The sequence below is a fragment of the Pseudomonas paeninsulae genome, assembly GCF_035621475.1.
Lineage (GTDB): Bacteria > Pseudomonadota > Gammaproteobacteria > Pseudomonadales > Pseudomonadaceae > Aquipseudomonas > Aquipseudomonas paeninsulae.
In genome coordinates, this window is the sequence record NZ_CP141799.1 from 2,739,784 (window position 1) to 2,764,266 (window position 24,483).

At 60.1% G+C, this 24,483-nt stretch carries 25 protein-coding genes, 1 tRNA gene and 2 pseudogenes; 12 read left to right on the plus strand and 16 right to left on the minus strand.

The features are described 5' to 3' along the window. Positions 1 to 54 precede the first annotated feature (54 nt). Both rssC and rssB read right to left on the minus strand, forming a co-directional pair. Complete coding sequence (rssC, locus tag VCJ09_RS12650; protein ID WP_324734657.1) at positions 55 to 537, minus strand: anti-sigma factor antagonist RssC; 483 nt, start codon at positions 535 to 537, stop codon at positions 55 to 57. Between the two features lie 8 nt (positions 538 to 545). Further along, a complete protein-coding gene (gene rssB / locus VCJ09_RS12655) occupies positions 546 to 1,730 on the minus strand; it encodes a two-component system response regulator RssB (RefSeq protein WP_324730552.1) in 1,185 nt (394 codons plus the stop codon). A gap of 217 nt (positions 1,731 to 1,947) precedes the next feature. Here rssB and VCJ09_RS12660 point away from each other — a divergent pair, with 217 nt between their 5' ends. After that, positions 1,948 to 2,247: a PilZ domain-containing protein gene (locus tag VCJ09_RS12660; protein WP_079202103.1), complete on the plus strand. Its 300-nt coding sequence runs from the start codon at positions 1,948 to 1,950 to the stop codon at positions 2,245 to 2,247. Between the two features lie 76 nt (positions 2,248 to 2,323). Here VCJ09_RS12660 and VCJ09_RS12665 read toward each other — a convergent pair whose 3' ends face one another. Then, positions 2,324 to 3,025 carry an MlaA family lipoprotein gene (locus VCJ09_RS12665; RefSeq protein ID WP_324730553.1) on the minus strand — a complete coding sequence of 234 codons (702 nt, stop codon included), beginning with the start codon at positions 3,023 to 3,025 and terminating at the stop codon, positions 2,324 to 2,326. 303 nt (positions 3,026 to 3,328) lie between these two features. Here VCJ09_RS12665 and VCJ09_RS12670 point away from each other — a divergent pair, with 303 nt between their 5' ends. Both VCJ09_RS12670 and VCJ09_RS12675 read left to right on the plus strand, forming a co-directional pair. Continuing rightward, positions 3,329 to 4,051, plus strand: a complete 723-nt coding sequence (locus VCJ09_RS12670) for an HAD family phosphatase (protein WP_324730554.1) — start codon at positions 3,329 to 3,331, stop codon at positions 4,049 to 4,051. 232 nt (positions 4,052 to 4,283) lie between these two features. After that, positions 4,284 to 4,550, plus strand: coding sequence for a DUF4404 family protein (locus tag VCJ09_RS12675; RefSeq protein ID WP_324730555.1), 267 nt, complete (start codon positions 4,284 to 4,286; stop codon positions 4,548 to 4,550). A gap of 73 nt (positions 4,551 to 4,623) precedes the next feature. Here VCJ09_RS12675 and queF read toward each other — a convergent pair whose 3' ends face one another. From queF to VCJ09_RS24965, 5 genes and pseudogenes are all read right to left on the minus strand, one after another. After that, a complete protein-coding gene (gene queF, locus VCJ09_RS12680; protein ID WP_324730556.1) occupies positions 4,624 to 5,454 on the minus strand; it encodes an NADPH-dependent 7-cyano-7-deazaguanine reductase QueF in 831 nt (276 codons plus the stop codon). Between the two features lie 102 nt (positions 5,455 to 5,556). After that, positions 5,557 to 6,255, minus strand: a complete 699-nt coding sequence (gene pyrF, locus VCJ09_RS12685; protein WP_324730557.1) for an orotidine-5'-phosphate decarboxylase — start codon at positions 6,253 to 6,255, stop codon at positions 5,557 to 5,559. 164 nt (positions 6,256 to 6,419) lie between these two features. Next, positions 6,420 to 7,298: a PhzF family phenazine biosynthesis protein gene (locus VCJ09_RS12690; RefSeq protein ID WP_324730558.1), complete on the minus strand. Its 879-nt coding sequence runs from the start codon at positions 7,296 to 7,298 to the stop codon at positions 6,420 to 6,422. A gap of 1 nt (position 7,299) precedes the next feature. Beyond that, entirely contained in the window at positions 7,300 to 7,560 is a 261-nt protein-coding gene (locus VCJ09_RS12695; RefSeq protein ID WP_079202109.1) for a DUF1127 domain-containing protein, read from the minus strand. 49 nt (positions 7,561 to 7,609) lie between these two features. Next, positions 7,610 to 7,690 (minus strand): annotated as a pseudogene (locus VCJ09_RS24965) (hypothetical protein); the annotation flags it as partial. Here VCJ09_RS24965 and VCJ09_RS12700 point away from each other — a divergent pair. Beyond that, positions 7,657 to 8,511 carry a LysR substrate-binding domain-containing protein gene (locus tag VCJ09_RS12700; protein WP_324730559.1) on the plus strand — a complete coding sequence of 285 codons (855 nt, stop codon included), beginning with the start codon at positions 7,657 to 7,659 and terminating at the stop codon, positions 8,509 to 8,511. The pseudogene VCJ09_RS24965 and the gene VCJ09_RS12700 sit on opposite strands and share 34 nt — an antisense overlap. Here VCJ09_RS12700 and VCJ09_RS12705 read toward each other — a convergent pair. Next, positions 8,501 to 9,256, minus strand: coding sequence for a sulfite exporter TauE/SafE family protein (locus tag VCJ09_RS12705; RefSeq protein WP_324730560.1), 756 nt, complete (start codon positions 9,254 to 9,256; stop codon positions 8,501 to 8,503). The two genes, VCJ09_RS12700 and VCJ09_RS12705, sit on opposite strands and share 11 nt — an antisense overlap. 104 nt (positions 9,257 to 9,360) lie before the next feature. On the opposite strand from VCJ09_RS12705, the gene VCJ09_RS12710 reads away from it, so the two are divergent. Beyond that, a complete protein-coding gene (locus VCJ09_RS12710) occupies positions 9,361 to 10,317 on the plus strand; it encodes a LysR family transcriptional regulator (RefSeq protein ID WP_324730561.1) in 957 nt (318 codons plus the stop codon). A gap of 266 nt (positions 10,318 to 10,583) precedes the next feature. Here VCJ09_RS12710 and efp read toward each other — a convergent pair whose 3' ends face one another. From efp to VCJ09_RS12725, 3 genes are all read right to left on the minus strand, one after another. Next, positions 10,584 to 11,156, minus strand: coding sequence for an elongation factor P (gene efp / locus VCJ09_RS12715; RefSeq protein ID WP_324730562.1), 573 nt, complete (start codon positions 11,154 to 11,156; stop codon positions 10,584 to 10,586). A gap of 46 nt (positions 11,157 to 11,202) precedes the next feature. Continuing rightward, positions 11,203 to 12,330 carry an elongation factor P maturation arginine rhamnosyltransferase EarP gene (gene earP / locus VCJ09_RS12720; RefSeq protein ID WP_407692966.1) on the minus strand — a complete coding sequence of 376 codons (1,128 nt, stop codon included), beginning with the start codon at positions 12,328 to 12,330 and terminating at the stop codon, positions 11,203 to 11,205. 181 nt (positions 12,331 to 12,511) lie between these two features. Beyond that, positions 12,512 to 12,721, minus strand: a complete 210-nt coding sequence (locus tag VCJ09_RS12725) for a hypothetical protein (protein ID WP_324730564.1) — start codon at positions 12,719 to 12,721, stop codon at positions 12,512 to 12,514. 266 nt (positions 12,722 to 12,987) lie between these two features. On the opposite strand from VCJ09_RS12725, the gene rloA3 reads away from it, so the two are divergent. After that, positions 12,988 to 13,533 (plus strand): retropepsin-like aspartic peptidase RloA3, encoded by a 546-nt coding sequence (gene rloA3 / locus VCJ09_RS12730; RefSeq protein ID WP_324730565.1) that lies wholly within the window; start codon positions 12,988 to 12,990, stop codon positions 13,531 to 13,533. A gap of 100 nt (positions 13,534 to 13,633) precedes the next feature. Here rloA3 and VCJ09_RS12735 read toward each other — a convergent pair. Then, positions 13,634 to 13,723: transfer RNA gene (locus tag VCJ09_RS12735), tRNA-Ser, on the minus strand. Positions 13,724 to 14,229: 506 nt separating this feature from the next. Here VCJ09_RS12735 and VCJ09_RS12740 point away from each other — a divergent pair. From VCJ09_RS12740 to VCJ09_RS12750, 4 genes and pseudogenes are all read left to right on the plus strand, one after another. Beyond that, a complete protein-coding gene (locus VCJ09_RS12740) occupies positions 14,230 to 14,919 on the plus strand; it encodes a crotonase/enoyl-CoA hydratase family protein (protein WP_324730566.1) in 690 nt (229 codons plus the stop codon). Positions 14,920 to 15,606: 687 nt separating this feature from the next. Beyond that, positions 15,607 to 16,629: pseudogene (locus VCJ09_RS24805) on the plus strand (HAMP domain-containing protein); the annotation flags it as partial. A gap of 30 nt (positions 16,630 to 16,659) precedes the next feature. Further along, positions 16,660 to 17,487: a methyl-accepting chemotaxis protein gene (locus VCJ09_RS24810; RefSeq protein WP_407693042.1), complete on the plus strand. Its 828-nt coding sequence runs from the start codon at positions 16,660 to 16,662 to the stop codon at positions 17,485 to 17,487. A 186-nt stretch (positions 17,488 to 17,673) separates the two neighbouring features. Further along, positions 17,674 to 18,399 carry a 1-acylglycerol-3-phosphate O-acyltransferase gene (locus VCJ09_RS12750; RefSeq protein WP_324730568.1) on the plus strand — a complete coding sequence of 242 codons (726 nt, stop codon included), beginning with the start codon at positions 17,674 to 17,676 and terminating at the stop codon, positions 18,397 to 18,399. A gap of 67 nt (positions 18,400 to 18,466) precedes the next feature. On the opposite strand, the gene VCJ09_RS12755 is transcribed toward VCJ09_RS12750, so the two are convergent. Then, on the minus strand, positions 18,467 to 19,195 hold the full coding sequence (locus VCJ09_RS12755) for an amidotransferase (RefSeq protein ID WP_324730569.1): 729 nt from the start codon (positions 19,193 to 19,195) through the stop codon (positions 18,467 to 18,469). A gap of 367 nt (positions 19,196 to 19,562) precedes the next feature. Between VCJ09_RS12755 and ptrC the strand changes: the two genes are divergently transcribed. Together ptrC and VCJ09_RS12765 are read left to right on the plus strand one after the other, a co-directional pair. Continuing rightward, positions 19,563 to 19,760, plus strand: coding sequence for a type III secretion system co-regulatory protein PtrC (gene ptrC, locus VCJ09_RS12760; protein WP_324730570.1), 198 nt, complete (start codon positions 19,563 to 19,565; stop codon positions 19,758 to 19,760). Positions 19,761 to 19,955: 195 nt separating this feature from the next. Then, positions 19,956 to 20,120, plus strand: a complete 165-nt coding sequence (locus VCJ09_RS12765; protein WP_324730571.1) for a hypothetical protein — start codon at positions 19,956 to 19,958, stop codon at positions 20,118 to 20,120. 95 nt (positions 20,121 to 20,215) lie between these two features. Here the strand turns inward: VCJ09_RS12765 and VCJ09_RS12770 are convergent, their stop codons facing one another. Both VCJ09_RS12770 and VCJ09_RS12775 read right to left on the minus strand, forming a co-directional pair. After that, on the minus strand, positions 20,216 to 22,360 hold the full coding sequence (locus tag VCJ09_RS12770) for a 3-hydroxyacyl-CoA dehydrogenase NAD-binding domain-containing protein (protein WP_324730572.1): 2,145 nt from the start codon (positions 22,358 to 22,360) through the stop codon (positions 20,216 to 20,218). 167 nt (positions 22,361 to 22,527) lie between these two features. Then, complete coding sequence (locus VCJ09_RS12775; RefSeq protein ID WP_324730573.1) at positions 22,528 to 23,733, minus strand: acetyl-CoA C-acetyltransferase; 1,206 nt, start codon at positions 23,731 to 23,733, stop codon at positions 22,528 to 22,530. Between the last annotated feature and the right edge of the window lie 750 nt (positions 23,734 to 24,483).

Below are 24,483 nucleotides of genomic sequence, written 5' to 3' on the forward strand. Positions count from 1 at the left end.
TGCGGGGCGCCGATTTTCATCGAACGCCCCGCACGTGTGAAACACAGTAATCTATCAGTAATGCTCTAGCGCACTGACCAGGTCATGGAAGGCTTCGCGATTGGAGTCGTTCAGGTCCATCAAAATGCGGTGAGCTTCCAGCACCTTGGCCCGTACCACTTCTTCCGATTGATCCTGCGATGGCAGATCGTCCAGACACCCTGGACAGGGAATCGGCGTATCGACGATGTTGAACACCTGATCGAAGCCCATCGACTGCAACAATCGGGTGATGTCGGGGTGGGTGGTCACTACGGTTGGCAGCAGACCAATCTTCTGCCGCGAGAGAATCGACAACTTAGCCAGCAGGCCCAAGGTGGTGCTGTCGATGCTGCGCGTCTCGGTCAGGTCGATGACGATGGCAGAGAAATTCAGCGCAGTAAAAATTTTTTCAATGGTGGAATCCAGCGCCGAACACAGGGTCAGGCGCACTTCACCGACAAACTTCAGTACGAAGGTACCGTCTTGTTCGGCGAACTGGATTCTACCGGGGCTCATCCCAGGATTCATGCAAGGTTCCTGCTTAACACCAGCAAGGCAATATCATCCGGCATATCCGCCAGATTGGCCAGGCCCAGTACTTGACGCAACCCATCCAGGGTTCCGCCTGCCGAGCTGACTAACTGCGGTAGCGCGAGCTCTTTTTCCTGCAAGGTATCGCCTGGCAGCAGGTCGAGAATACCGTCGGACAGCAGCGTCAAACTGAACGACTCGGGCAACTTCAGCACATGATCCGTGTACTCCGCTTCATCGAACAAGCCAACCGGTAAACCACGACCCGTCAGGTAATGCGCCTCGCCTTCGCTGTACAGCACAGGCAGCGGCAGATGACCACCGATGCTGTAAGTCAGCTGACCCAACTGCTCATCGATGACCCCACCGAGCATGGTCACATGCTTGCCCAGTTTGCAATTGATCAAGCCGCGATTGATATGACCGAGGACTTCCGAAGGCTTGAACTCGGGGAAGCTACCATTGCGCCGCAACTCATAGAGCAAACGAGTGGTCATGAACTTCAGCAGCACAGTGACGAATGCCGAGGAAGCGCCATGCCCGGACACATCCGCTAGGTAAAAGGCGATGCGGCGCTCATCGACGCGGAAGTAGTCGACGAAATCCCCGGACAGGTAGAGCGACGGAATGATCTGGTGGGCGAACTGCAGGCCATCGGCTTGCCAGGGCGTGACCGGCAGCATGTTCATCTGTACCTGCCGACCGGCGTTCTGGTCTTCCTGCAACAGATGCAGGCTGGCTTGCAGCTCGCGGTTGGCTGCTTCCAGTTGTTCCCGATAGCGTTGGTTCTCCAGACGCAGATGCGCACGATCCAACACACGGCGCACCGAATGCTCGAGCACCGCGAGATCTTCTAGGGGTTTGATCAGGTAATCGGCGGCACCCAGGCGCAAGGCTTCGACCGCGTCACTCATCACACCGGCGCCCGACACCACGATAACCGGGGCTTCTACCTGCAGTTGGTTGATCCGGCGAATCAGCTCGAGACCATCGACCTGCGGCATACGCAGATCGCAAATCACTACATCCGGCTGTTCACGCTGGAAGAGGTCGAAGCCTTCCAGGCCATTGCAGGCTTGCAGAACGGTGAATCCGCTGTCTTCCAAGTAGGCCGCGAGACTCGCACGCACCACTTCGTCGTCATCGATAATCAGCAGCGTGGCACTGGTTTTGTGCATTGGGTATCCAGGCAAACTGCGCCGGGGCAAGGCTAGGCGTAAGCACCAGGCCGTCAGCCTGCGCGCGCATACTCGGTTCATCTCAAGGCGCTGACGGTACTCCCATACGCACCTCGATTCAAGCACGCACCGGCCATCACTACGCGACTTTACACCTCAAATCGGCGAAGGTTATAAGGACCACAGGAGAACCCTACAACTAAAGAGGATAGCGTCCATGAGCCAAAGTAATCACGATTACAGTGAAAAACGCGATTACATCCGTATGCGACTGGAAGCACCAGTCACCCTGCAACATGCCGGAAAGGAAATTCCCGCACTGTGCCTCGACTTGTCGAGTACCGGCATGCAGCTCGAAGTCGAGTGCGCGCTGAAGATGGGCGACAAGATCAAGGTGCATATCGCCTCCGACCATAACCAACTCAAAGGGCTGATTGCCGAGGCCGAGGTGGTCCGCGTCAGCGACCTGGACAATGGCCGCCAGACCCTGGGTCTGGCGATTCTGTCGATGAGTTGAAATCCGCAGGACTCAAGACGCAAAAAAGGCGGCCCGAGTTGGCCGCCTTTTTTACATGAGCGTGAAAGCAAGAATGTTAGAAGTCGTCCTCGACATCACCGTCGCGCACCTTGAACTCACGGTTCTGCAGGTAGGCGTTGCGGATGAAGATGTACTTGTCGCCACTGATCAGCCGCTCAGCCGACAGCAGACTGGCGCGGGTATCGATGACATCCACGCCGCGCGTGAGGTTACGGGTCGGCACATGGCCCATATAGCGGTATGGCTGGAGCAGGCTGTCCGGCGCTTTGCTGAAAGTATCACGCACCGTACTCGGGCCGAGTAGCGGCAGCACTACATAGGGTCCACTGCCCAGTCCCCAGGCGCCGAACGTCTGACCGAAGTCTTCGTCGCTGCGTTGCAGGCCCATTTTCTTGGCCACATCGAAAAAGCCCAGCACGCCAAAAGTAGTGTTGAAGATCACCCGACTGGTGTCCACACCGGCATCGTGCAGCTTGCCTTGCAGCACGTTGTTGGCCAGGTTGCCGACGTCACCGATATTGCCGAAGACGTTATGCACGCCGTCCTCGAGGAACTGCGGGGTTACAGCCTGATAGCCCTGCGCCAAAGGCTTCAGCGCATAGGTATCGAGGGTGTCGTTGAAGCGGAAGATCACCCGATTGACGCCTTCCCAAGGATCCTCTTCGGCGGCCTGAGCCACCAATGGCAGCAGCACCAGGCTGGCACAGGCAAACAATCGGCCCAGACGATCGATCCAATTCGCACCGAATACAGGCATTAGGGGTCTCTCCTTGAGAAAAAGTTGTAGGGCGGCCCAAGGCAGCCATTGAGGTCGGCAGTATAAAGCCTGACGCAACCAAATAGGCAGCAGGGAGCCCGCAAAGCGCAGGAAAAACACTTACTCGAGAGTGCTCACAGCCTTGTTAGGCGAGACATGGATAATCGTCATGGCCGCCGTTTATCAGGTCGCAAATACCCGCCATAGGAATCGGGCGCCGCTGGCGGTGACCGTCACAACAGTTTCATCTCATCGTCACAAACAGCCTGCAGACTGGACTTTATCAATTCAAGGATGACCCGTATGCCAACCGCCCCACCCGCCTTCAGTGCGGTGCTCTTCGGTTTATCCGGTTGTCTGGTGGACTTTGGTGCACGCACATTACCCACGGCCATGCAGCGTTTGTATCCACGACATGGCGACGAACAGTACAACGCTGCCCATACGGCCCTGGAGCAACGGCTTGGCCGCACGCCCAACGCCGGCGAGCGACAGACCTTCGAGCAGGCGTTGAGCGAAGCAGCCGGCGAGCATGCCGAACTCACTCCGGGCGCCCTGGAGCAGTTGCAACAACTGCATCTGCAGAATGTGCCCTGTGCCTGGCTCGATGAACTGCCGCGCGATGCCAGCATCGCCCTGGCAACCCCACTGCCCGACTGGCTTCCCGCCGCCCCGAGCCGAGTCGGCCGCGCCTGGCCTGCGCCGGACGCCTGCTGGCAGGCGCTGGTGGACTTGCAGGTCGCGCAACTCGATGGCTGCGTGCTGATCAGCGGCGAACCGCGCCTGCTCCAGGCCGGCCTCAATGCCGGGCTGTGGACCATCGGCCTGGCGGCCTGCGGACCACTCTGTAGCCAGGCGCCCGCAGACTGGCAAGCCCTCGCAGCAGCCGAGCGCGACCGCCTGCGCACCCAGGCGACCTTGACCCTGTATCGCCTCGGCGTGCATGCGGTAATCGATCAATTGAGCGAACTTGGCCCCTGCCTGACTGAGCTCGGCTCACGTCGACACAAAGGCGAAAAACCCTGAGTGGTCGGTATAAACACTCGTTTCTGTCCGCAGAGCGCGCCCAGGCGTCAGTGGCGGACTATCTATCGAAGCGAAATGCCGCGAACTGAACTGGCGATCGCTCTCGCACAGCCGCTGAAGATTTGATCCCGGGCAAGCAAAGCAGCGCCGCTTGGATTACCCTAGCAAGCATGCAAGGGCCTTCGCGAAGGCGCGTGGCCAATGTTTTGCCTATTAATAAAGGGAGAGTTTTATGCCTGCAAACCGCCTGCAGCAACAGTTGCAAGAGCTGCGCGATCAGTTGGCTCAGGATCCGCCACTGACTGAAGAAGAACGGGCGTCGCTATTTGTCCTGACCCAGGAAATCGAGCTCCAACTGGCCCGCCAAGCGGCGGCGGCACCAGATGCGACCCTGGTCGATGGCGTCAACCTGGCCGTGGAACGCTTCGAAGCCAGTCATCCGACCCTGGCCGGCACCTTGCGCAACATCGTGCAGAGCCTGGCCAACATGGGGATCTAAGCGACTGTGGCAAGCTGCCCTGATGCGTTAAAAACTCTTATTTGACGCCTCCCAGCTTGCCGCCCTTCCCCGCTTACTGCCGCACCAACCGCCGGTTGTCCGGCGCTATTGCGGCCGTACTGCGATAGGGATTGATGTCCAGTCCGCCGCGACGTACGTAACGGGCATACACCGTCAGGTACTCGGGTTGGAGCAGGTGTTGCAAGTCGAGAAAAATGCGCTCCACGCACTGCTCGTGGAAATCTGCATGCTGGCGAAAGCTCACCAGATAGGCCAGCAAACTGGCGTGATCCAGCGCCGCACCGCGGTACTGCACCACCACGCTACCCCAATCCGGCTGGCCAGTGACCGGGCAGTTGGATTTCAATAGATGGCTGTGCAGGCTTTCCTCGACTAGCCGCTGCGGCTCGCAACGCAGCAACTCCGGCTGCGGCTGCGCATAGTTGCTGATGAGCACATCCAGCTCATCGATGCACGGCCCTGGCAACGTCGCCACACCTTCGGCAGTCACCTCGGCCAAACTGCGCACGCGCACACCTACTGGCTTGCCGGCCGCAGCTGACAAATCCTGCTGCAGCAGCGCGAGCAATTCGCTCAGATCATTGAAAACCGTCTGATTCAGCGAATTGAGGTACAGCTTGAAGGATTTCGACTCGATGATATTCGGTGAGTCCGCCGGTATGGCGAACTCACCAATGGCCACCACCGGCTTACCGGAAGGTAACAGCCAGGACAATTCGAAGCAGTTCCAGAAGTCCACACCCTGGTAAGGCAGCGTCTCGGCCGTCAGGCCCAGTTCGGCCCACTTGGCGGCGCGCGCAATCGGGAACAGCAACGATGGCGTGTAGGTTGCGATGTATTCGCTGGATTTACCCAGTGGCGAATCTTCGGCGGCGGCTGGCATGGCAAAAACCTGGTTAGTCAAAAAGAACAGTGCATAAGCGTATGGCGGCGCTGAGTGGTTGTGAAAATATCGAGCGCCGCAAGCGGGCTATTTCACACGCGCTCAGGTCAGCTCGGCCACGACCGCAGCCAAGGCCTGCGCAGGGTCGATGGCCTGACTGATCGGCCGGCCGATGACCAAATAATCGGAACCGACATCCAGCGCCTGGCGCGGAGTCAGAATACGCCGTTGATCGTCTTGGGCGCTGCCCGCCGGACGAATGCCGGGCGTGACCAGCTGCAATCCCGGATAAGCAGCCTTGAGCGCTTGGGCTTCCTGGGCGGAACACACCAGGCCATCCATCCCGGCTTGCGCGGCCAGACCCGCCAGACGCAGGACTTGCGCCTGGGGTTCGATATCCAGGCCAATGCCGGCCAGATCCTCGCGCTCCATGCTGGTCAGCACGGTTACGCCGATCAACAGCGGCTTGGCGCCGCTCAGGGCATCCAGGGTTTCACGGCAGGCCGCCATCATGCGTAGGCCACCCGAGCAGTGCACGTTGACCATCCACACGCCCAGCTCGGCGGCTGCCTTGACCGCCATCGCCGTGGTGTTGGGAATATCGTGGAATTTCAGGTCGAGGAACACCTCGAAACCCTTGTCGCCCAGGGCCGTGACGATCTCCGGACCACAACGGGTGAACAGCTCCTTGCCGACCTTGACCCGGCACTGCTTGGGATCGAGCCGTTCGGCCAGCGCCAGGGCGGCATCACGGGTCGGGAAATCCAAGGCAACGATGATCGGGGTCTGGCAAGCGGACATGGGCAGGCTCTCAGGCAATCGAATTCGGCGCGCATTGTAGCGGAACCCACAGCCGGTTGCCGATCCGCCGATCCACTACCCTCGCTAAACCCAGTACATCGCGACTCGCGGCGCAATGAACACAGACGCCATGCATTGTCATCTCGGCGGACAATGCCCCCAAGTCATAGCTCGAGGGTCAACTCATGCATCGTCTGCGCCTTGCCGCCAGCCAGCAGCCGCTCAATGCGCCCCTGCGCCAATTGCAGGTCGACGGTGATCACACTGGGCGATGGCGGTTGCATCAGGTAACCCTGCTCGATCAGCAGGCGTGACCCCGGCAGCTGCATACGGTCATGGAGGAAACAGGCCAACGGCCCTGCCGCCATGCCAGTGGCAGACTCTTCGTCGATGCCGTAGCGCGGCGCGAACATGCGCGCACCCGCCGCCCGGCCCGGATGCTGCGTCTGTCGGGAGAAGGCATAGAAGCCGATAAGATCGAGTCGCTCGCTGAGTCGCGTCAATGCCGCCTGATCGGGATGCAGGGCATGCACCTGCGCCTCATCCACCAGCGCAATGACAACAAAAGCACCACCGGTACTCACTCGCGCCGGCCAAACGCCAGGCAGCAGCTGCGCGGGATCGCTACCCAAGGCTGCCAGCACCTCGGCGAGCAGGGCCGGGTCATCGCTCAGGTCGAGGTAGTCCGGCGCGCGCTGCTCCATGAACGCCATGTCCGCCTGGATCAGGATGTCGCGGTTGCCGTCGATGGTTTCCTTGCTGGTCCAGCCCTCTGCGACCATGCCCAACTGGCGCAGCAGAGAAAACGTGGCCACCGTCGCGTGGCCACAATGCGCGATCTGCAGGGCGGGGGTGAAGAACTCCAGTTTGAACGCCGCACTCGTTGAGCTGGAAACGAAGGCGGTTTCCGACAGCCCCACCTGAGCAGCGATCGCCTGCTTGTGCCGGCTATCCAATGCGTCGGCCTGCAGCACCACGCCGGCAGGATTGCCGCCTGTTGCGCCATCGACAAAAGCGTTGACGATCCGCACCTTTACTTGCATCTCAATACTCCGACTTATCGCAACCCGCTGCTTTCGCTAATGGATCATCCCAGAACGGCCGCTCGGTCTCGCGAAACACATCGCCGCGATTGAGCCCCATATCCTTGAGCGCCGCATCGTTAAGCGTAGCCAACTGCCGACGTTGTTTTGCCAATTGCTGCCAACGCATGAGCTGCAGCCATGCAGCTCGGGCAAGAGCACTCAGACTGATGCCACTGCGAGGCACCCGATTAACTAGCGCATAACCTTTTTGACCTTTCATCTCGTCGCCCTCCTGTGGGGTTGGCGACAGTCTCGCGCTGGGCTTATGATCAATCCAACGAATGTTTCTTATGCCTTCCATCTCGGAGATTGATGAATGGCCAGCTACCCGAGCATCGACAGCGAGCTGCTACGTACCTTCGTCGCCATCGCCGACAACGGCGGCTTTACCCGAGCAGCCGAGATGGTCAACCGTACCCAGTCTGCGGTCAGCATGCAGATGAAACGCCTGGAGGAGGACGTGGTGCAGCGTCCGCTGTTCCAGCGCGACGGACGCCAGCTCAGCCTGACCGCCGAAGGCCAGGTGCTGCTCGGCTACGCCCGGCGCATCCTCAAACTGCACGGCGAAGTGATGAACACCCTGCGCGAGCCACATATGGTCGGCTCGGTGCGCATCGGCACCCCGGATGACTATGTGATGCGCTTTATGCCGGGGATTCTCTCGCGCTTCGCCCAGGCTTACCCGCTGGTGCAGGTGGAGTTGCACTGCGAACCGTCGTTCCAGTTGCTGCAACGCCAGGATCTGGATCTGACCATAGTCACCCGCGAGCCTGGCACCGAAATCGGCCAACTGTTACGCCAGGAGCGCGTGGTCTGGGCCGAGGCTCAGGGTTTCAGCCCGCACGAACTGGAGCCGCTGCCGCTGGCGATGTTCAATGCCCAGTGCTTCTGCCGCTCCTGGGCCTGCAATGCGCTGGACGCCATGGAGCGCCCATACCGCATCGCCTATACCAGCCCCAGCCTCTCGGCGATCATGGCGGTAGTCAGCGCCGGCCTGGCAATTACCGCGCAGTTGCAGAGCCTGATCACCCCGGATATGCGCATCATCGGTGAGGCGGAAGGTCTACCGGTCATGCCCTCGGCCAGCATCGTGCTGCTGCGTAACTCGCACAGCCAGTCGCCAGTAACCGAAACCCTGGCCGAGCACATCGTCGAAGGCTTCAGGCTCTAAGACCGAGCAGCAGCGCACAGAGCAGCAGGAAAGCGGCGAACAGCGCGCGCAACAGCCGTTCGGGCAAGGCGTGGGCAAGCCTCACTCCCCAACTGATGCTGAGCAGTCCGCCAATTGCCAGGGGAAGCGCCAGCGCCCAGTCGACATGGTCGTGCAACGCATAGGTCACCAAGGTCACTCCGGTACTGGGCGCCGCCAGCGCCAATGCCAGACCCTGGGCGACGACCTGAGTGGTGCCGAATACGCTGGTCAATACCGGCGTGGCCAACACCGCGCCACCGACCCCAAACAGGCCGCCGAGCAAACCGGCGCCACTGCCCAGCACCGCCAGCCAGGGCCAGGGCTGGCGTAGCTCGCTGTTGCCCGCGGCAGGGCGCCAATACACCCGCGACAGGTTGTAGAGCGCCAGCGCCAACAGAAAACCGACGAAGACCAGGCGCATGCGCTCGGCATCCAGCGTCACCGCCCAACCCGCCCCGAGCAAGGCACACAAGAAGCCGCTGAGTGCCAGGGTCAGCGCATGACGCAGGTCGATGCGGTTGCGCTGGTGATAGCGCCACAGCGCCAGCAGCACATTTGGCACCACCATCACCAGGGCAGTGCCCTGGGCCAACTGTTGATCCAGGCTGAACAGCACGCCCAAAGCGGGGATCGCGATCAAACCACCGCCGATGCCGAACAGGCCGCCTAGCGTACCCAGCAGCACACCGAGGAGCAGATTCAGGGCAAAGTCGATCAGGTTCATCAGTGGCTCCATTGGCGTCCTGCGCATGCTAGCCAGCCAGTACTGGCCCGGAAACGCACAGCAGCGCACAATCGCTGTGCTGATTACGCATAAGCGAGCCACACATGAATCCCGACGCCCTTACCGACCAACTCAGCCTGTTTCTCGACGTGCTGGAAACTGGCAGCTTCTCCGCCGCCGCCAGGCGCCATCCGCTCACCCCCTCCGCCGTGGCCCGGCGCATTGATACGCTGGAACGCTCGCTCGGTAGCAGCCTGTTCAGCCGTAGCACTCATGCGGTACGCGCCACTCCGGCGGGACTGGCCTTTGCCGAGCGCGCCAGGCGCATCCTCGCGGAACTGCACCAGGCCCGCGCGGAAGCCGTATCGCTGAGCAGCGCGCCGGAGGGCCTGATCCGCATCGACGCGCCAGCGCCCTTTGGCCGGCGCCACCTGGCACCGGCGATTGCCGAGTTTCTCGTCGCCTATCCGGGGCTGGATGTGCAACTGCGCCTGATCGACAGCTTCATCGACCTGCACGGCGCGCACCTCGGCGAAGTCGATCTGGTGCTGCGCATCGGCCCGCTGGCCGACACCCGCCTGGTCGCAACCGCCCTCTCGCCACTGGTGCGAGTGGTCTGCGCCAGCCCGGATTACCTGGCACGACACGGCGTGCCGCGCTCGCCCTGCGAACTGGTCGAGCACGACGGTCTCGACTGGGACAGCCTGGCGCCACCCTACGCCTGGCGCTTCGACGTCGGCGGCAAGCTGCAGATCTGCCGGCCGAAACGCCTGCGCATGATCGCCAACAACGCCGAAACCCTACTGTTCGGCGCCCTCGCCGGCTTGGGTATCGCTCACCTGCCGACCTGGCTGATCAGCGATTACCTGCTGCGCGGCGAATTGCTGCCACTGTTCTGCGAAGCCGGTCTGCCGGCGCCGGAACCGAGCGGTATTTACGCCCTGCGCCTGGAACGAGAAAGCGCCTCGCGCAGTCGCCTACTGCTGGAGTTTCTCAAAGCCCGTTTCGGCCCAATACCGCCCTGGGACTTGACCCTGCATAGCGGCCTGAACCGCCACTAACCAGGGTAGGTTAAACGCAACGCACAACAGCACGGCCAACCGCAAAATTTGCCGTACCGCAACCCACCATCAGACAACACCAATACCAGCTAGATTGGTGGGCCAGGCGGCGCTCCGCTGTTTTCACGACTCACCGACGCCAGGTCGGACTTTGCACCATTCAGCCTGCGCGGCCCGCAACAACCTCCTGGCCTATCGACAAATCCCAGGCAGAAAAAAGCCCGACACCAGGCCGGGCTTCTTCTGCTCGCGGGTAAAGCCAGTATTTAGACTGGAGCTTTAGCGCGGGACTTGTATTCGCCGGAGCGAGTATCGATTTCGATCCAGTCGTCGATATTGCAGAAGTCTGCAACCCGAACTTCAGTGCCGTTGCTCAGCTTGGCAGTCTTCATCACCTTGCCGGAAGTGTCGCCACGGGCGGAACCTTCGGTGTAGGTGATCTGACGCACGATGGTAGTCGGCAGATCGACCGAAACCACTTTGCCTTCGAAGAACACGGCTTCGCAGATATCGGTCATGCCGTCGACGATGAACGGCATAACGCTTTCCAGGTCATCCTGGTTGAGTTCGTACTGGTTGAACTCATCGTCCATGAAGACGTAGTTCGGCTCGCTGTAATAGGAGTAGGTCACAGCGACGCGATCGAGGATGACCGGCTCGAGCTTGTCGTCGGCCTTGTACACGGTCTCGGTCGAGGAACCCGTCAGCAGGTTGCGCAGTTTCATTTTAACGATAGCGCTGTTACGACCGGACTTGGTGAACTCGGCCTTTTGGATAAGCCAAGGCTGGCCGTCAATCAGGGCCACACTGTTGGGCTTCATTTCTTGTGCGGTTTTCATACTAATATCCGGATTTGGATGGAGATACGGAATTCTAGGCCGCGTATCATAGCCAATTTTGGTAAAACACTACCAGTGTCTCTGCAAGATCAGCCTGAGAAGCCCGTTGTAGACACCAGCGTTTGGCATGCTCGGCCAGTTCTGGCCACACCTGCAACAGCGCATTCCAACTCGCGCCCATGCCTTCACCGGCATTCCACGCCCGCCACAACCCCTCCAGCGCCGCACTCGCGGCAGGCGACAGGCCCTTGGTATAAAGCGCCAGAAACGCCTCGAGCTTGTCCCAATGGGCGCCCTCCCCTTGCTCATAGATATGCCAGAGCAACGGTCGCCCGGCCCACTGCGCGCGGACGAACGAGTCCTCACCGCGCACCGCATTGAAGTCGCAACTCCAGAGCAGACGGTCGTACTGTTCCTGCTCGACGAAAGGCAGCACCTGGACGTGCAACTGGCCACGCCGTTGACGATCGCCGGCGACCAGCGCCGCGCAACCGAACCAGGCTTGCAGATCGGCGAGAATGCGCCCTTCCGGCACCAGCAGTTGAGTAACACGGGTGTCCGCCGCCAGGACCTCCAGCCAACTGGCCAGGCCGCAGTTCTCGTAGGCGAACAACGAGACCCGCCGCGCGCCCGCGATCGACGCCACCCCCAGGCCCTGGAGAAAAGCCGCACGCGCCAGCGGATCGGCCTGAAACGCGCGGCGCTGCGCCAGTAGATCACGCTCGCGCAACAAGCCACCGCTGCCGGAGGTGAAGCCGGGAAAGAAGAAAAACTTCTGTAGCCCATTCGACTGCAAGGACGGCAAACCATGGCAGCCCTCGACCCAGTCTTCGGCGCTGAGGTACTCCAGATTGAGCCACAACACCTTGCGCGGCCGCGCGGCCATCGCCGCAACATAAGCCGTCGGCAATTCACAGGCAAACGCCTCGATCACCACATCCGCCGGCTGCACCGGTTGCCAAGGCAGCGGCCACTGACGAACCTCCACGCCCTGCCGGGATTGCTGCGCCGCATGCCTGTCGGCCTGTGGGCACAAGCGAACGAAGGCGTCGAGGTCATCCAGCCACAGGCGTACCTCCACCCCATGCTCGGCCGCCAACTGCCGCGCCAGGCGCCAGGTCACGCCGATATCGCCGTAGTTATCGACAACGCTACAGAAAATGTCCCACTTCACGCTTGGGCTTCCCACCATAAAACACGCAGTTTAGCGCCTTAGCAGGCCCGAACAGCAGCGCGCGAGGAGGAGGCAACATAAAAAAACCCGCCAAATGGCGGGCAAAGAGTGCGGAGCAAGCACAAGGAGAAAACAGGCAGTCCACGCTGCCGAAGTGCGCCAGGGGAAGCGCAGGAAACCGTTACGCGGCCAGCACCTGAAAGCCGTTCTGGCGCATGACCCACTCAAGCTCCCAGATCGACTTGCTGTGAACCGCAGCATCCAGGGAGGTAAAAGGGCCGGACTTCTGCACGCCATCCACCGCCACATACCAGCAAGCCAGATGTCCTTCGAGCCTGAGAACGCTCGGAACCGCAGTTCCGACCATGGACATGATGTTGATGTGCGGCATAGCCACCTCCAGAACCTTGCTTGGACTTGGGGTCACCTTATGCCTTCACGCACCACAGCTAAAATCACTCGGCTTAATAGTACCTATGCAAGGTATGGATCAGGACGCCTCATCACCAAGCACGGACGCGCCTGAAGCCAGCGGCGAATTGGAACGCAAAGCAACAAAAGCCCGAGTACTGGCCGCCTGTCGGTAACGGTTTTATGAACGTATCACTGGCTGGCGACTCTACTTATCTCTTAGCAAGCGACTGAAAGAGGTAGTAGATGATCAATAAAAAGCTATCCCCCATCCGCTTATCCGGCGGCCTGGTGCAGGCTGCAATACTGCTTTCGCTATGCGCAGCACCTGCTTTCGCCGAATCCCAGCAAGTGCTTGGCTGGGTTGAAGAAGGCGTGATCCTGCCTGAGAACGTCGCAGTAAAGTTCAAGCTCGACACCGGCGCTCTGACCTCCTCGATGCATGCCGAAGATGTCGAACGCTTCAAGAAGGATGGCGACGACTGGGTGCGCTTCAACATCGAGCTGGAAGACATCGATACCAATAAGCAAGTGAACTCCCAGCTCGAACGCAAGGTAGAACGAGCTATAAAAGTCCGTGGCGCCGGTGGGGCAGAAAGACGCCCTGTCGTATTGATGAAGGTATGCCTTGGCGACCGGGTATATGAAGAGCAGTTCTCACTGAACGACCGGGACAGGATGAACTATCCAGTGCTTGTCGGTCGGCGCACCCTAGAGAAGGTTGGACTGGTGGACTCCAACAAGACCTTCACCGTGGAACCTGATTGCTCGAAGTCCGCATCCAGCGCCTAATTTTCCGGCAGAGGAGGTCATCCGAGACCGCCTGCGACACCAGCGAATCCATAAAGCAAAAAACCCCTGAAAGATTGCTCTTTCAGGGGTTTTGCGAAAGTGGCGGTGAAGGTGGGATTCGAACCCACGATACGATTTCTCGTATACACACTTTCCAGGCGTGCTCCTTCAACCGCTCGGACACTTCACCGGATCTCGACTGACACTAGGTGTCTGTCGAGGCGCGCTAATCTAGCCGAACAGCTCGCCAAAGGCAAAGGTTTTTTCAGAAGATTCATGCGCTTATAACAAATATTCGGCATCCACTCGGCAAGCCAGAGGCGTGGCTTCGAAACGCAGGTGGCCGAACGGCAGGACGCTAAGGGAAATAAACAGGTTGAACAAGAACATGGCCATCACGCCCTGCGGGCTTTAGCTGCGTGCGCTGCTAGCCAACAGTAGCAGCGCCAACGGAGATACTGCCCGCAAGCCGGCACACTAGCTAATGACCAACTTGTTGTTTCTCATCATCACAGCCTAGCTCTCAAGTCTGCGCGCTACGCTAAGGCAGCGCATGCCCATGACGCCAATTGCCGTATCAATCAGGCCGACAGGCTGCAATCGCCCGCCACAGCTGACTCACCAGTCAGCCACGGCGCTTTACCTGGGCGGTGCGGGTGGGTAACGTCTGTGGTACTTCAGTACAAGGAACCTGCAATGAGCGACCTGATCAGCTACCAATTCGAAGACGGTATTGCCACCCTGACCCTGTGCAACGGCAAGGTGAACGCCATCTCGCCAGACGTAATCGCCGCCTTCAATGCCGCATTGGATCGTGCCGAACAGGACAAGGCAATCGTCATCGTCACCGGCCAGCCGGGCATCCTGTCCGGCGGTTACGACCTCAAGGTGATGACCTCCGGCCCACAGAACGCGGTCAACCTGGTTGCGGCGGGTTCCACCCTGGCTCGGCGCATGCTCGCCCACCCCTTCCCGATCATCGTCGCCTGCCCTGGCCATGCCGTGGCCAAGGGGGCCTTTATCCTGCTCTCGGCCGACTACCGCATCGGCGTCGAGGGCCCGTTCAGCATTGGCCTGAATGAAGTGCAGATCGGTATGACCATGCACCATGTCGGCATCGAACTGGCGCGCGACCGCCTGCGCAAATCGGCGTTCCACCGTTCGGTGATCAATGGCGAGATGTTCGATCCGCAAGGCGCGGTGGTTGCTGGCTTCCTCGATAAGGTGGTGCCTGCCGAGCAATTGCTGGCCACCGCTCAGGCAGTCGCCCAGCAGATGAAGAAGATCAACATGACTGCGCACAAGAACACCAAACTGAAAGTGCGCAAGGCGTTGCTGGAGACCCTCGACAAAGCCATTGAGTTGGATCGGCAGCAGCTGGCCTAAGTCTCCGCTGCATAATGAAAAGCCCGGCCCGATGCCGGGCTTTTCATTATTAGGGAAGACACACCAGATGGGCGGACTACAGCCTTATCTCGGTTACTGATAACGCCTGCGTTCATTCCACCTCTGTCGTCGCCAAACTCGACACCCCTATGATCGCCTTCTCGGCCTACATGTTCGGAACCGTCATGCTCAGCCTCCCGGCCGGCATGGTCACCACCCTCGCCACGGCCATGACCACCACCGCCTTCTTTGGCATAAGGGCTGGAAACCAGGCAACACAAAAGACTTCATGCCTCCCAAACGCAAACGATCATAGCCCTCCGCCCGCGGCTAATTGTCGACATGCGAGCCTCGTCAAGTGGGCCACGCCGTGAAGCCCGCAGCCAAAAAAGTATGCAGCGCGTGTGCCTCAGGCGCAGAGCCGTCCCACCGTGCGCTCATCAGACCGCTGATCAATGCCCAATGTTTGCCCCCATCGGACCCTGCTACTGGCTCTATTGATTCGCCTTCTCTGCGCAGATGCTTAGGCATGCCAGGCTTGCGCTACGCCACTCGTCGAACAACCGATCGACGGATCATCAAGAAAGCGTGTCGCCTGCCGATCAAATCATGACCGAAGCCTTTAGTCGTATAGACTCGCGCCGCCAACCGTAGGCTGGCCGACCTAATTACAAGGAACATGCGCGTATGAAGATTGCTCATAAAGTGGGCCTGGCAGCAGCAACGGTGTTGTTTATCACCACCAGCCTGCTTTCGTTTGTCCAAGTCAGCCAGGTGCGCTCCAGCTTGAGCGACCAAGCGGCCTCGAGCATTAATGATGCGAGCGGGGCTCTGGCCCGGCAGATTGAGAACTGGCTGAACGGCAAACTGCAGTTAATCGACATGATGGCACAAAATATCGACAGCCAGTTCGGCGATGAGCAGATCCAGCGCGTATTCAACCAACCCCTCCTCAAGCAGCAATTCCTGCTGATTTTCGGTGGACTGGATAGCGACGGTAATCGCATCACCAATGACCCTAGCTGGAACCCGACTGGCTGGGATGCGCGGCAACGGCCCTGGTACCCAGTGGCGAAGTCCGCCAGTCATGCAATGCTGACCGAACCCTACCCCGACGCCGCCACCGGTGAAATTTTGATCTCTGCAGTGGCCAAGTTCAGCGATCAAGGCCAGTTCAAGGGCGCCTTCGGCGGTGACATCAGCCTTAAGACCATCTCCGACACCATCAATACCCTGAACTTCAACGACGCCGGCTACGCGTTTCTCCTCGCGCGCAACGGCAACATCATCTCGCACCCGGATACCAACCTGAACGGCAAATCCTTCAGCGCCCTGTTCGACGGCAAGAGTCCGGCGCTAAACCAAACCCTGACTGCCATTACAGGCGGCGACAAGGATCTGCTGGTGTCCTTTACCCCGCTGAGCAACCTCAACGGCATGGATTGGTACATCGGCGTGGTGCTCGATGAAGCTAAAGTGATGAGCGAAGCCAACGCCCTGAGCTGGCGTGCGGCGGTAGGTACCTTGATCGGCGTGGCACTGAGCTTGCTGCTGCTGGCCGCGCTGATGAGCCGACTGCTTAAACCCCTGGCCAACCTGCACAGCTCGCTGAACGAAATCAACCGCGGCGAAGGCGACCTCACTCGCCGCCTGCCGGCCCAGGGTAATGATGAAATCGCCTTGGTCGAGCGCGAGTTCAATAGCTTTCTGGAGAACCTGCAGAGCCTGATTGGCGATGTGATGAGCAGTTCTCGTCAGGTCAGAGAAAGCACTACGCTGACCTCTAACGAAGCCGACCAATCGGCTAATCGCCTGCAACAACAGCTGTTGGAACTGGACCAGCTGGCCACTGCCATGCAGGAAATGGCTTCCACCGCCGAAGAAGTTGCACGCAATGCCCAGGCCGCCGCTCAAGCGGCCATCGCCGCCGACCAGGAAACCGAGAACGGCGTCGCCGTGGTTTCGCAGTCCACCGCCGCGATCAAGCGCCTGGCCGATGAGATGGACGACACCAGCCAGTCGATCAACGAGCTGGCCAAGCTCAGCCACAGTATCGAGTCGATCCTGTCGGTAATCACCAGCATCGCCGACCAGACCAACCTGCTCGCACTCAATGCCGCGATCGAGGCGGCTCGCGCAGGCGAGTCGGGTCGAGGTTTCGCTGTTGTGGCCGATGAAGTGCGCTCGCTAGCCTCGCGCACTCAGCAGTCGACCCAGGAAATCCGCCAGATGATCGATCAGCTGCAGACCGGGGTGAAACAAGCCGAGACGCGCATGCAGCAGAGCCGCGACACTGCCAGCAAAACGGCTGACGAGGCCAGTGCGGCCAATGACATGCTAGGGCGTATTCGCGAGGCGATCACCCGCATCAACGACATGAATCTGCAGATTGCCACCGCCGCAGAAGAACAGAGCGCCACCACCGAAGAGATCAATCGCAACACCACCAACATCCGCGACATCAGCCATGAAGTCGCCAGCGGGGCCGAGCAGCAGGTGCAACAATGCGCCGTGATGGTCGACCAAGTGAGTCATCAGGACCGCCTGCTGAGCCGCTTCAAGGTGTGAGCCCGTGGCCGCCCTGGCTGGCGGCCACCCTTCACGGGATCGAACGGGCGAGTGGCTGACCGCTCGCTCGATCCGCCCCGGTGAAACGCTGCAGAATCGCCGTCAATGGCCTCCGATCAGCGTCATTTGCCGTAAACCCTGCCCCCCCCGTACACTGCGCGCCCTTTGTTCTGGCGGTCGTAACCAATGCTTTTTCTTCTGCGCATGCTGGCGATGGTCATGCACTTTATCCTCGCGGGTATCCTCGGCCTACTCCTCGGCCTGAGCCGTCCGTTCAACCCCGATAACAGCCGCCTGTGCGCCCGCCTCTATTCATTGCCGGCACTGTGGTTGTTACGCCTGAAACTGAAGACCGACGTCAAAACGCTGCTGGAGCACAATAGCCCCTGTGTCATCGTCGCCAACCATCAATCCAATTACGATCTTTATGTACTTGGCCGCGTGGTACCACCGCGCACCGTCAGCATCGGCAAGAAAAGCCTGAAATGGGTACCCTTTTTCGGTCAGCTCTACTGGTTGGCCGGCAACGTGTTGCTCGACCGCAGCAATGCGCTCAAGGCCAAACGTGCCATGCTCACCACCACCGACACCCTTAAGCATAAGAACACCTCGATCTGGGTGTTCCCCGAAGGTACCCGCAACCTCGGCGAGGATCTTTTGCCCTTCAAGAAGGGCGCCTTTCAGATGGCGCTTGCCGCAGGTGTACCGATCATCCCAGTGTGCGCCAGCAGTTACGCCAAGCGCATGCGTTTGAACCGCTGGAACAGCGGCAACATCATGATTCGTTCATTACCGGAGATTCCCACCGCCGGCCTGAAACTGGACGACTTGCCCCAACTGATGCTCGATTGCCGCGCGCAGATGCAACAGTGCATCAACGCCATGGATGAGGAGCTGGCGCGAGGCGCCTGAAAAATCTGAGAGACAGAAAAAGCCCGGGCAATATCGCTGCAATGCCGGGCTTTTTGTTGGGCCTAACCTAAAGGTCCAGGCCCTGCTTGCCGTGGGCGACGAAACGCATCATCCACTCGGCCACCGTATGGCCCTGGTGCTCATGCTGCAGGCTGTCCACACCTTTCAGATAAGCCTCTTCGCCAATGTGCTGCTGGCGAATCTCCAGCAGCTCCTTGGAGTAGTCGTGGATGAACTCCGGGTGGCCCTGGAAGCACAGCACCTGGTCGGCGATGCAGTAGGCGGCGATCGGGCAGAAGTCGCTTGAGGCCAGCAGGGTGGCATTTTCCGGCAGCTTGGTGACCTGGTCCTGGTGGCTGATCAGCAGGGTCAGTTCCTCCAGCACCGGGGTCATCCAAGCTGGCTGGTGGGCCAGGCGGTAGCGATGAGTGCCCACGCCCCAGCCCTGCTCGGCGCGCCCTGCCTTGCCGCCGAGCAGCAACGCCAGCAATTGGTGACCGAAGCAGATGCCGAGCAGCTTGTCGCCACGGGCATAACGCTCGAGTAAATAGGTCTTGAGGGTTTCGATCCAGGGATCGCTGCCGAACGAATCGGCCTTGCTGCCGGTAACCAGATAGGCGTCGTAGTGTTCGCTGTCAGGCGGGTAGCTGCCTTCCATCACGTTGTATACGGCGAACTCGGCGGCGAGCGGCTGGCTAGCGAACAGCCGCTCGAACATCCGGCCATAACCCTGATACTGGCCGACCAGTTCGGGGCGAAGAATGTCAGTTTCCAGAATGCAAATCTGCAACGGCATGGGGCAAATACCTGAAACGCGAGTAATGGTTCGTACGGTGATAAAGCCTGCCTGCGACAAGACGGCAAGGCAAGAGGGCGAGTCGTCAACCAGGCACAAAATCGACCGATTACCCAGTCTGCGCCTGTATCAGCGCGTTCGATAGTCACCATAACGCCCATTCACTTCTGCCGCTGACGCCACGCGAGGATGATCTGTTCATCGGGCATCGCCAACCATCGCAGAAGGATAATCGCCATGAACAATTTCGCCGCTATTGCCAGCTTGCTTGCCGCCTCCGCCTTTGTCGGCAGTGCCAAAAAAACCACCCATAACTAAACGGGCCGGCGTTGCCGCAAGGCAGCGCCAGCATCTAGGAATTGCCACCATGAGTAGCAGCCAATTGGTCTCGGAGCAGAACGTTTACGCCATCACCTATGCCAGCGTCGATCAAAGCGGCATCCACTTCGAAAGCGAACGGGTCATCCATTTGAGCGACGGCACCCTGACCACCCTGAAGATGCCGACCCAGTTAAGCGAGCGCCAGGCCATTCAGCGGCTGGTATGCGGCCGCCAGGAATGCTGAGCAGCGATTGGCGGAGCGCACACCCTAGTTGGTAACGGCACCTCATTACCCAGCGTGATGTCAGTTTTTTGGTCTGTTTCTACACACACATACATCTAAAGCATTAATCACTAAAGCGTGATTAATGCTTTTTTAAATCAATTTATTCTCTAATCAACTGAGCGTAAGCAAACGTCGGCATCACGGAGCAGGGATATGAGCAGTTTGACCATCAAGTACACACGCAATGGCGCCCTGGCCAGTATCGGGCTGTACCTGATGATCGCCATCCCCTTGCTGAGCCTGAGCGACGCGAAAGCACAGAGCCAAGCCAGCGCCGTGCAGCAGATCAGCAAAGCGGTCGCCTTACTGCAGAGCTGAACACCATCACGCTTGCGCGAAACTAGCTCGCGCAGCAGCCCATATTTCGCTACGACGTTGCTACGCGAGCAGAATCACCACATCGACTGACAGGGTCAGAAGTTTTCGTTCCTCGCAGCTTTCTCCAATAGCAAGGCCGGTGGTAGGAAGCGCTCGCCATACTGCTCGGCCAGGTACTGAGCGCGGCCAACGAAATCGCGGATGCCGTACTGGTTGATGAACTGCAGCGCCCCACCGGTCCAGGCGGCGAAGCCGATGCCGAAGATCGAACCGATGTTGGCGTCCGCCACCGACGTGAGCACACCCTCCTCCACGCAGCGCACGGTCTCGATGGCCTGGATGAACAGGATACGGTCGCGCACATCCTGCTGCGAAATCTGTGCGTCAGGATTTTCGAAACGAGCCTTGAGCTTCGGCCACAGGTGCTTCTTGCCACCGACCGGGTACTCGTAGAAACCCGCACCGGCCGCTTTGCCCGGACGTTTGTATTCATTGAGCATCAGCTCGATCACCGCGAAGGCCGGGTGCTGCGTGATGCTCTTGCCCTCTTCGGCCAGATCCTTGAGGGTCTGCTGACGAATGTGGTTCATCAGGCTCATGGACACTTCGTCGCTGATCGCCAGCGGGCCGACCGGCATGCCGGCCTTGCGCGCTTCGTTTTCGATCATCGCCGCCGACACGCCCTCACCGAGCATGGCGATGCCTTCATTGGTGAAGGTGGCAAACACCCGCGAGGTGAAAAACCCCCGGCTGTCGTTGACCACTATCGGGGTCTTGTTGATCTGCATGACGTAGTCGAAACCGCGGGCCAGGGTTTCGTCGCTGGTGCGCTCGCCTTTGATGATTTCCACCAGTGGCATCTTCTCCACCGGGCTGAAGAAATGCAGGCCGATAAACTTGTCCTGGTTCTGCACCGCGCTGGCCAGGCCGGTGATCGGCAGAGTCGAGGTGTTAGAGGCGATCAGCGCACCGGGCAGCGCCGCGGCTTCGGCCGCCGAGGTGACCTTACCCTTGAGGTCGCGGTCCTCGAATACCGCCTCGATGATCAGGTCGCAGCCCTCGAAGTCCGCCTCGCGTGCGCTCGGGGTGATTCGCGCGAGAAAAGCGTCGCGTTTCTCGGCGCTCATCTGGCCACGGCCGACCTTCTTCTCCAGCAGCTTGGCCGAGTAGGCCTTACCCTTCTCTGCGGCTTCCAGCGAGACGTCCTTGAGCACCACCTCGATGCCAGCGGCAGCAGACACATAGGCGATGCCCGCCCCCATCATGCCGGCACCGAGCACGCCGACCTTCTTGGTCACATAGGGCGCGAAACCTTGCGGGCGTGAACCGCCGGCGTTGATTTCATTGAGCTGGAACCAGAAGGTGCCAATCATGTTCTTCGCCACTTGCCCGGTGGTCAGCTCGGTGAAGTAGCGCGCCTCGATGATCTGTGCGGTGTCGAAATCGACCTGGGCGCCCTCGACCGCGGCGCACATGATCTTCTCCGGCGCAGGGAAGCAGCCCTTGGTCTTGTCGCGTAGCACGCTCGGGGCGATGGCGAGCATCTGCGCCACGTTGGGGCTTGATGGCGTGCCGCCGGGGATCTTGTAGCCAGCCACATCCCATGGCTGCCTGGGTGCCGGGTTGGCGACAATCCAGGCGCGAGCCCTGGCCAGCAGGTCCTCTTTGTCGGAGGCCAACTCATGGATCAGGCCAGCCTTGAGCGCGGCATCCGGGCGTACCTTCTTGCCTTCGAGCAGATACGGCAGGGCCTTTTCCAGCCCCAGCAACCGCACCATGCGCACCACCCCGCCGCCGCCGGGCAACAGGCCGAGGGTCACTTCCGGCAGGCCGAGTTGCACGCTGGAACTGTCCAGGGCAATGCGGTGATGACAGGCCAGGCAGATTTCCCAACCGCCACCCAGGGCCGCGCCATTGATCGCCGCCACCACCGGTTTGCCCAGGGTTTCCAGGCGGCGCAGTTGGCCTTTGATATTCAGGATCATCGCGTAGAAGGCTTGGGCGTCGGCCTTGGTGACCTTGATCAGTTCACCCAGGTCGCCGCCGGCGAAGAAGGTCTTCTTCGCCGAGGTCACAATCACCCCGGCTATGGAATCCTTTTCAGCTTCCAGGCGCGCAACGGTGTTACCCATGGACTCGCGGTACACCGCGTTCATGGTGTTGGCACTCTGGCCAGGCATGTCCATGGTCAGGACGACAATATTGTCCTGGCCCTTTTCGTAACGGATGGCGTCAGTCATTACTTAATTCCTTACTTGCAGGCAGTTGCGCTCGACTGGAGGGCAACGCGAAAACCGTAGGAGCGGCGGGGACGCCCAGTTCATGCCCGCGATCATCAGCGGCGTAGGATGGGGTGAGCCTGCAATACCCATCGATGGGTATCCCTTCGCTCCACCCATCCTACGGGTCAGATACGCTCGATAATCGTCGCGATGCCCATGCCGCCGCCCACGCAGAGGGTGGCCAGGCCATAGCGCAACTGGCGCTTCTCCAACTCATCAAGCAGGGTGCCGAGGATCGCGCAGCCGGTAGCCCCTAGCGGGTGGCCCATGGCGATGGAGCCGCCGTTGACGTTGACCTTGTCCTCGCTCACGCCCATGTCCTTCATGAACTTCATCACCACCGAGGCAAAAGCTTCGTTGACCTCAAACAGATCGATGTCGCTGATAGTCAAGCCGGCCTTGGCCAGCGCCTTGCGCGTAGCCGGTGCCGGGCCGGTGAGCATGATGGTCGGGTCGGTGCCGATCACTGCCGTAGCGACGATGCGCGCCCGCGGCTGCAAACCCAGTTCCTTGCCCTTGGCCGCGCTGCCGATCAGCATCAGCGCCGAGCCGTCGACTATGCCGGAGCTGTTGCCTGGGGTGTGCACGTGGTTGATCTGCTCGACATGGCTGTAGACCCGCAGTGCGGTGCTGTCGAAGCCCATCTGCCCCATCATCTCGAAGCTCGGCTTGAGCTTGCCCAGGCCCTCCAGGGTGCTGTCGCCGCGAATGAATTCATCGTGAGCGAGCAGCACGATACCGTTCTGGTCGGTCACCGGGATCAGCGTCTTGTCGAACGAGCCATCGGCACGCGCGCGCGCCGCCTTCTGCTGTGAGCGCAGGGCATAGGCGTCGACATCGGCACGGCTGAAGCCCTCCAGGGTGGCGATCAGATCGGCACCGATGCCCTGGGGGGTGAAATGGCTGTGCAGATTGGTCGCTGGGTCCATGACCCAGGCGCCGCCATCGGAGCCCATGGGCACGCGCGACATCGACTCGACGCCGCCCACTACCACCAGGTCCTCGAAACCGGAGCGCACTTTCATCGCGCCCAGGTTCACCGCCTCCAGGCCCGATGCGCAGAAGCGATTGAGCTGCATGCCCGAGACACTGACGTCCCAGTCGGCGACCATGGCGGCTGTCTTGGCGATATCGGCGCCCTGGTCACCCACAGGGGTCACACAGCCGAGCACGATGTCATCGACCTGGCTGGTATCCAGGTTGTTGCGCACTTGCAGGGCGTTGAGCAGACCAGCGACCAGGTTGACTGGTTTAACGCTGTAGAGCGCGCCGTCTTTCTTGCCTTTGCCGCGGGGCGTGCGCACCGCATCGAAAATAAATGCTTCGGTCATGGCGTCCTCAAATTTCCAGCGGAGGGATAGATAGTGGCGCGTCGTTAGCTGACAGGCGGCTGTCGGGCTTCGGCAAGTAGAGCGACCCTGGGTCCGGCAGACTCCCGGAACAAGATTGCGCCAGTTATTGATGAGTGGCTCTACCATACCCTCAGCCTAACCAAGCTCAATGACCGAAGTGCTCAGGCACATTGACCACTCTGCTCAGACGAACGGTCACCTGCTGGCGTTATGCAGGCACAGGCCGGTCTAATGGCTCTGGCTCAAGGGTTGCTCAGGCTCTTTGCCGAACCAGACATAACTCAATGTTTCAGATTTTAAGCGGCTAGCAACCAAGTCATCTAAGCGATCTGTGACATGCACCCTAGAGTTAGCATGACTACACGGAAATAGAGCTACATAAGTAGGTGCCGCCGTCGGGTTTTGCCGGGGTGGTTTTTCAGTCCACGCCCAGGCGTGACGCTGCAGCCCGTCAGGTCTTTAGAGCGGGTATTCGACGCCACACCAACAAAAACAAAAGGCAGATGGCCATGTTCAAACAGCCAAAAATCCGGCAAGCGAGTCTGATCGTATTCGCCACGGCCTTGATCCTGATTCTTCCCAACCTGACCCGCCTGGTCGGCTGACCACTTCCCCGTCCAGTTGCTGTGTGCCGCATAAAGCGCGGCAACGCAGCACGGCACTGGCAAGGGTGGCAGCCATGGCCAGATCAAACACTGGCAACGCCGGCGCTTGCGCTCGGGCATTTTC

Excerpts from the sequence above, each read along its gene's own strand:
- rssC (WP_324734657.1), bottom strand. The coding sequence starts at position 537 with ATGAGCCCCGGTAGAATCCAGTTCGCCGAACAAGACGGTACCTTCGTA.
- rssB (WP_324730552.1), bottom strand. The coding sequence starts at position 1,730 with ATGCACAAAACCAGTGCCACGCTGCTGATTATCGATGACGACGAAGTG.
- VCJ09_RS12660 (WP_079202103.1), top strand. The coding sequence starts at position 1,948 with ATGAGCCAAAGTAATCACGATTACAGTGAAAAACGCGATTACATCCGT.
- VCJ09_RS12665 (WP_324730553.1), bottom strand. The coding sequence starts at position 3,025 with ATGCCTGTATTCGGTGCGAATTGGATCGATCGTCTGGGCCGATTGTTT.
- VCJ09_RS12670 (WP_324730554.1), top strand. The coding sequence starts at position 3,329 with ATGCCAACCGCCCCACCCGCCTTCAGTGCGGTGCTCTTCGGTTTATCC.
- VCJ09_RS12675 (WP_324730555.1), top strand. The coding sequence starts at position 4,284 with ATGCCTGCAAACCGCCTGCAGCAACAGTTGCAAGAGCTGCGCGATCAG.
- queF (WP_324730556.1), bottom strand. The coding sequence starts at position 5,454 with ATGCCAGCCGCCGCCGAAGATTCGCCACTGGGTAAATCCAGCGAATAC.
- pyrF (WP_324730557.1), bottom strand. The coding sequence starts at position 6,255 with ATGTCCGCTTGCCAGACCCCGATCATCGTTGCCTTGGATTTCCCGACC.
- VCJ09_RS12690 (WP_324730558.1), bottom strand. The coding sequence starts at position 7,298 with ATGCAAGTAAAGGTGCGGATCGTCAACGCTTTTGTCGATGGCGCAACA.
- VCJ09_RS12695 (WP_079202109.1), bottom strand. The coding sequence starts at position 7,560 with ATGAAAGGTCAAAAAGGTTATGCGCTAGTTAATCGGGTGCCTCGCAGT.
- VCJ09_RS12700 (WP_324730559.1), top strand. The coding sequence starts at position 7,657 with ATGGCCAGCTACCCGAGCATCGACAGCGAGCTGCTACGTACCTTCGTC.
- VCJ09_RS12705 (WP_324730560.1), bottom strand. The coding sequence starts at position 9,256 with ATGAACCTGATCGACTTTGCCCTGAATCTGCTCCTCGGTGTGCTGCTG.
- VCJ09_RS12710 (WP_324730561.1), top strand. The coding sequence starts at position 9,361 with ATGAATCCCGACGCCCTTACCGACCAACTCAGCCTGTTTCTCGACGTG.
- efp (WP_324730562.1), bottom strand. The coding sequence starts at position 11,156 with ATGAAAACCGCACAAGAAATGAAGCCCAACAGTGTGGCCCTGATTGAC.
- VCJ09_RS12725 (WP_324730564.1), bottom strand. The coding sequence starts at position 12,721 with ATGCCGCACATCAACATCATGTCCATGGTCGGAACTGCGGTTCCGAGC.
- rloA3 (WP_324730565.1), top strand. The coding sequence starts at position 12,988 with ATGATCAATAAAAAGCTATCCCCCATCCGCTTATCCGGCGGCCTGGTG.
- VCJ09_RS12740 (WP_324730566.1), top strand. The coding sequence starts at position 14,230 with ATGAGCGACCTGATCAGCTACCAATTCGAAGACGGTATTGCCACCCTG.
- VCJ09_RS24810 (WP_407693042.1), top strand. The coding sequence starts at position 16,660 with ATGAGCAGTTCTCGTCAGGTCAGAGAAAGCACTACGCTGACCTCTAAC.
- VCJ09_RS12750 (WP_324730568.1), top strand. The coding sequence starts at position 17,674 with ATGCTTTTTCTTCTGCGCATGCTGGCGATGGTCATGCACTTTATCCTC.
- VCJ09_RS12755 (WP_324730569.1), bottom strand. The coding sequence starts at position 19,195 with ATGCCGTTGCAGATTTGCATTCTGGAAACTGACATTCTTCGCCCCGAA.
- ptrC (WP_324730570.1), top strand. The coding sequence starts at position 19,563 with ATGAGTAGCAGCCAATTGGTCTCGGAGCAGAACGTTTACGCCATCACC.
- VCJ09_RS12765 (WP_324730571.1), top strand. The coding sequence starts at position 19,956 with ATGAGCAGTTTGACCATCAAGTACACACGCAATGGCGCCCTGGCCAGT.
- VCJ09_RS12770 (WP_324730572.1), bottom strand. The coding sequence starts at position 22,360 with ATGACTGACGCCATCCGTTACGAAAAGGGCCAGGACAATATTGTCGTC.
- VCJ09_RS12775 (WP_324730573.1), bottom strand. The coding sequence starts at position 23,733 with ATGACCGAAGCATTTATTTTCGATGCGGTGCGCACGCCCCGCGGCAAA.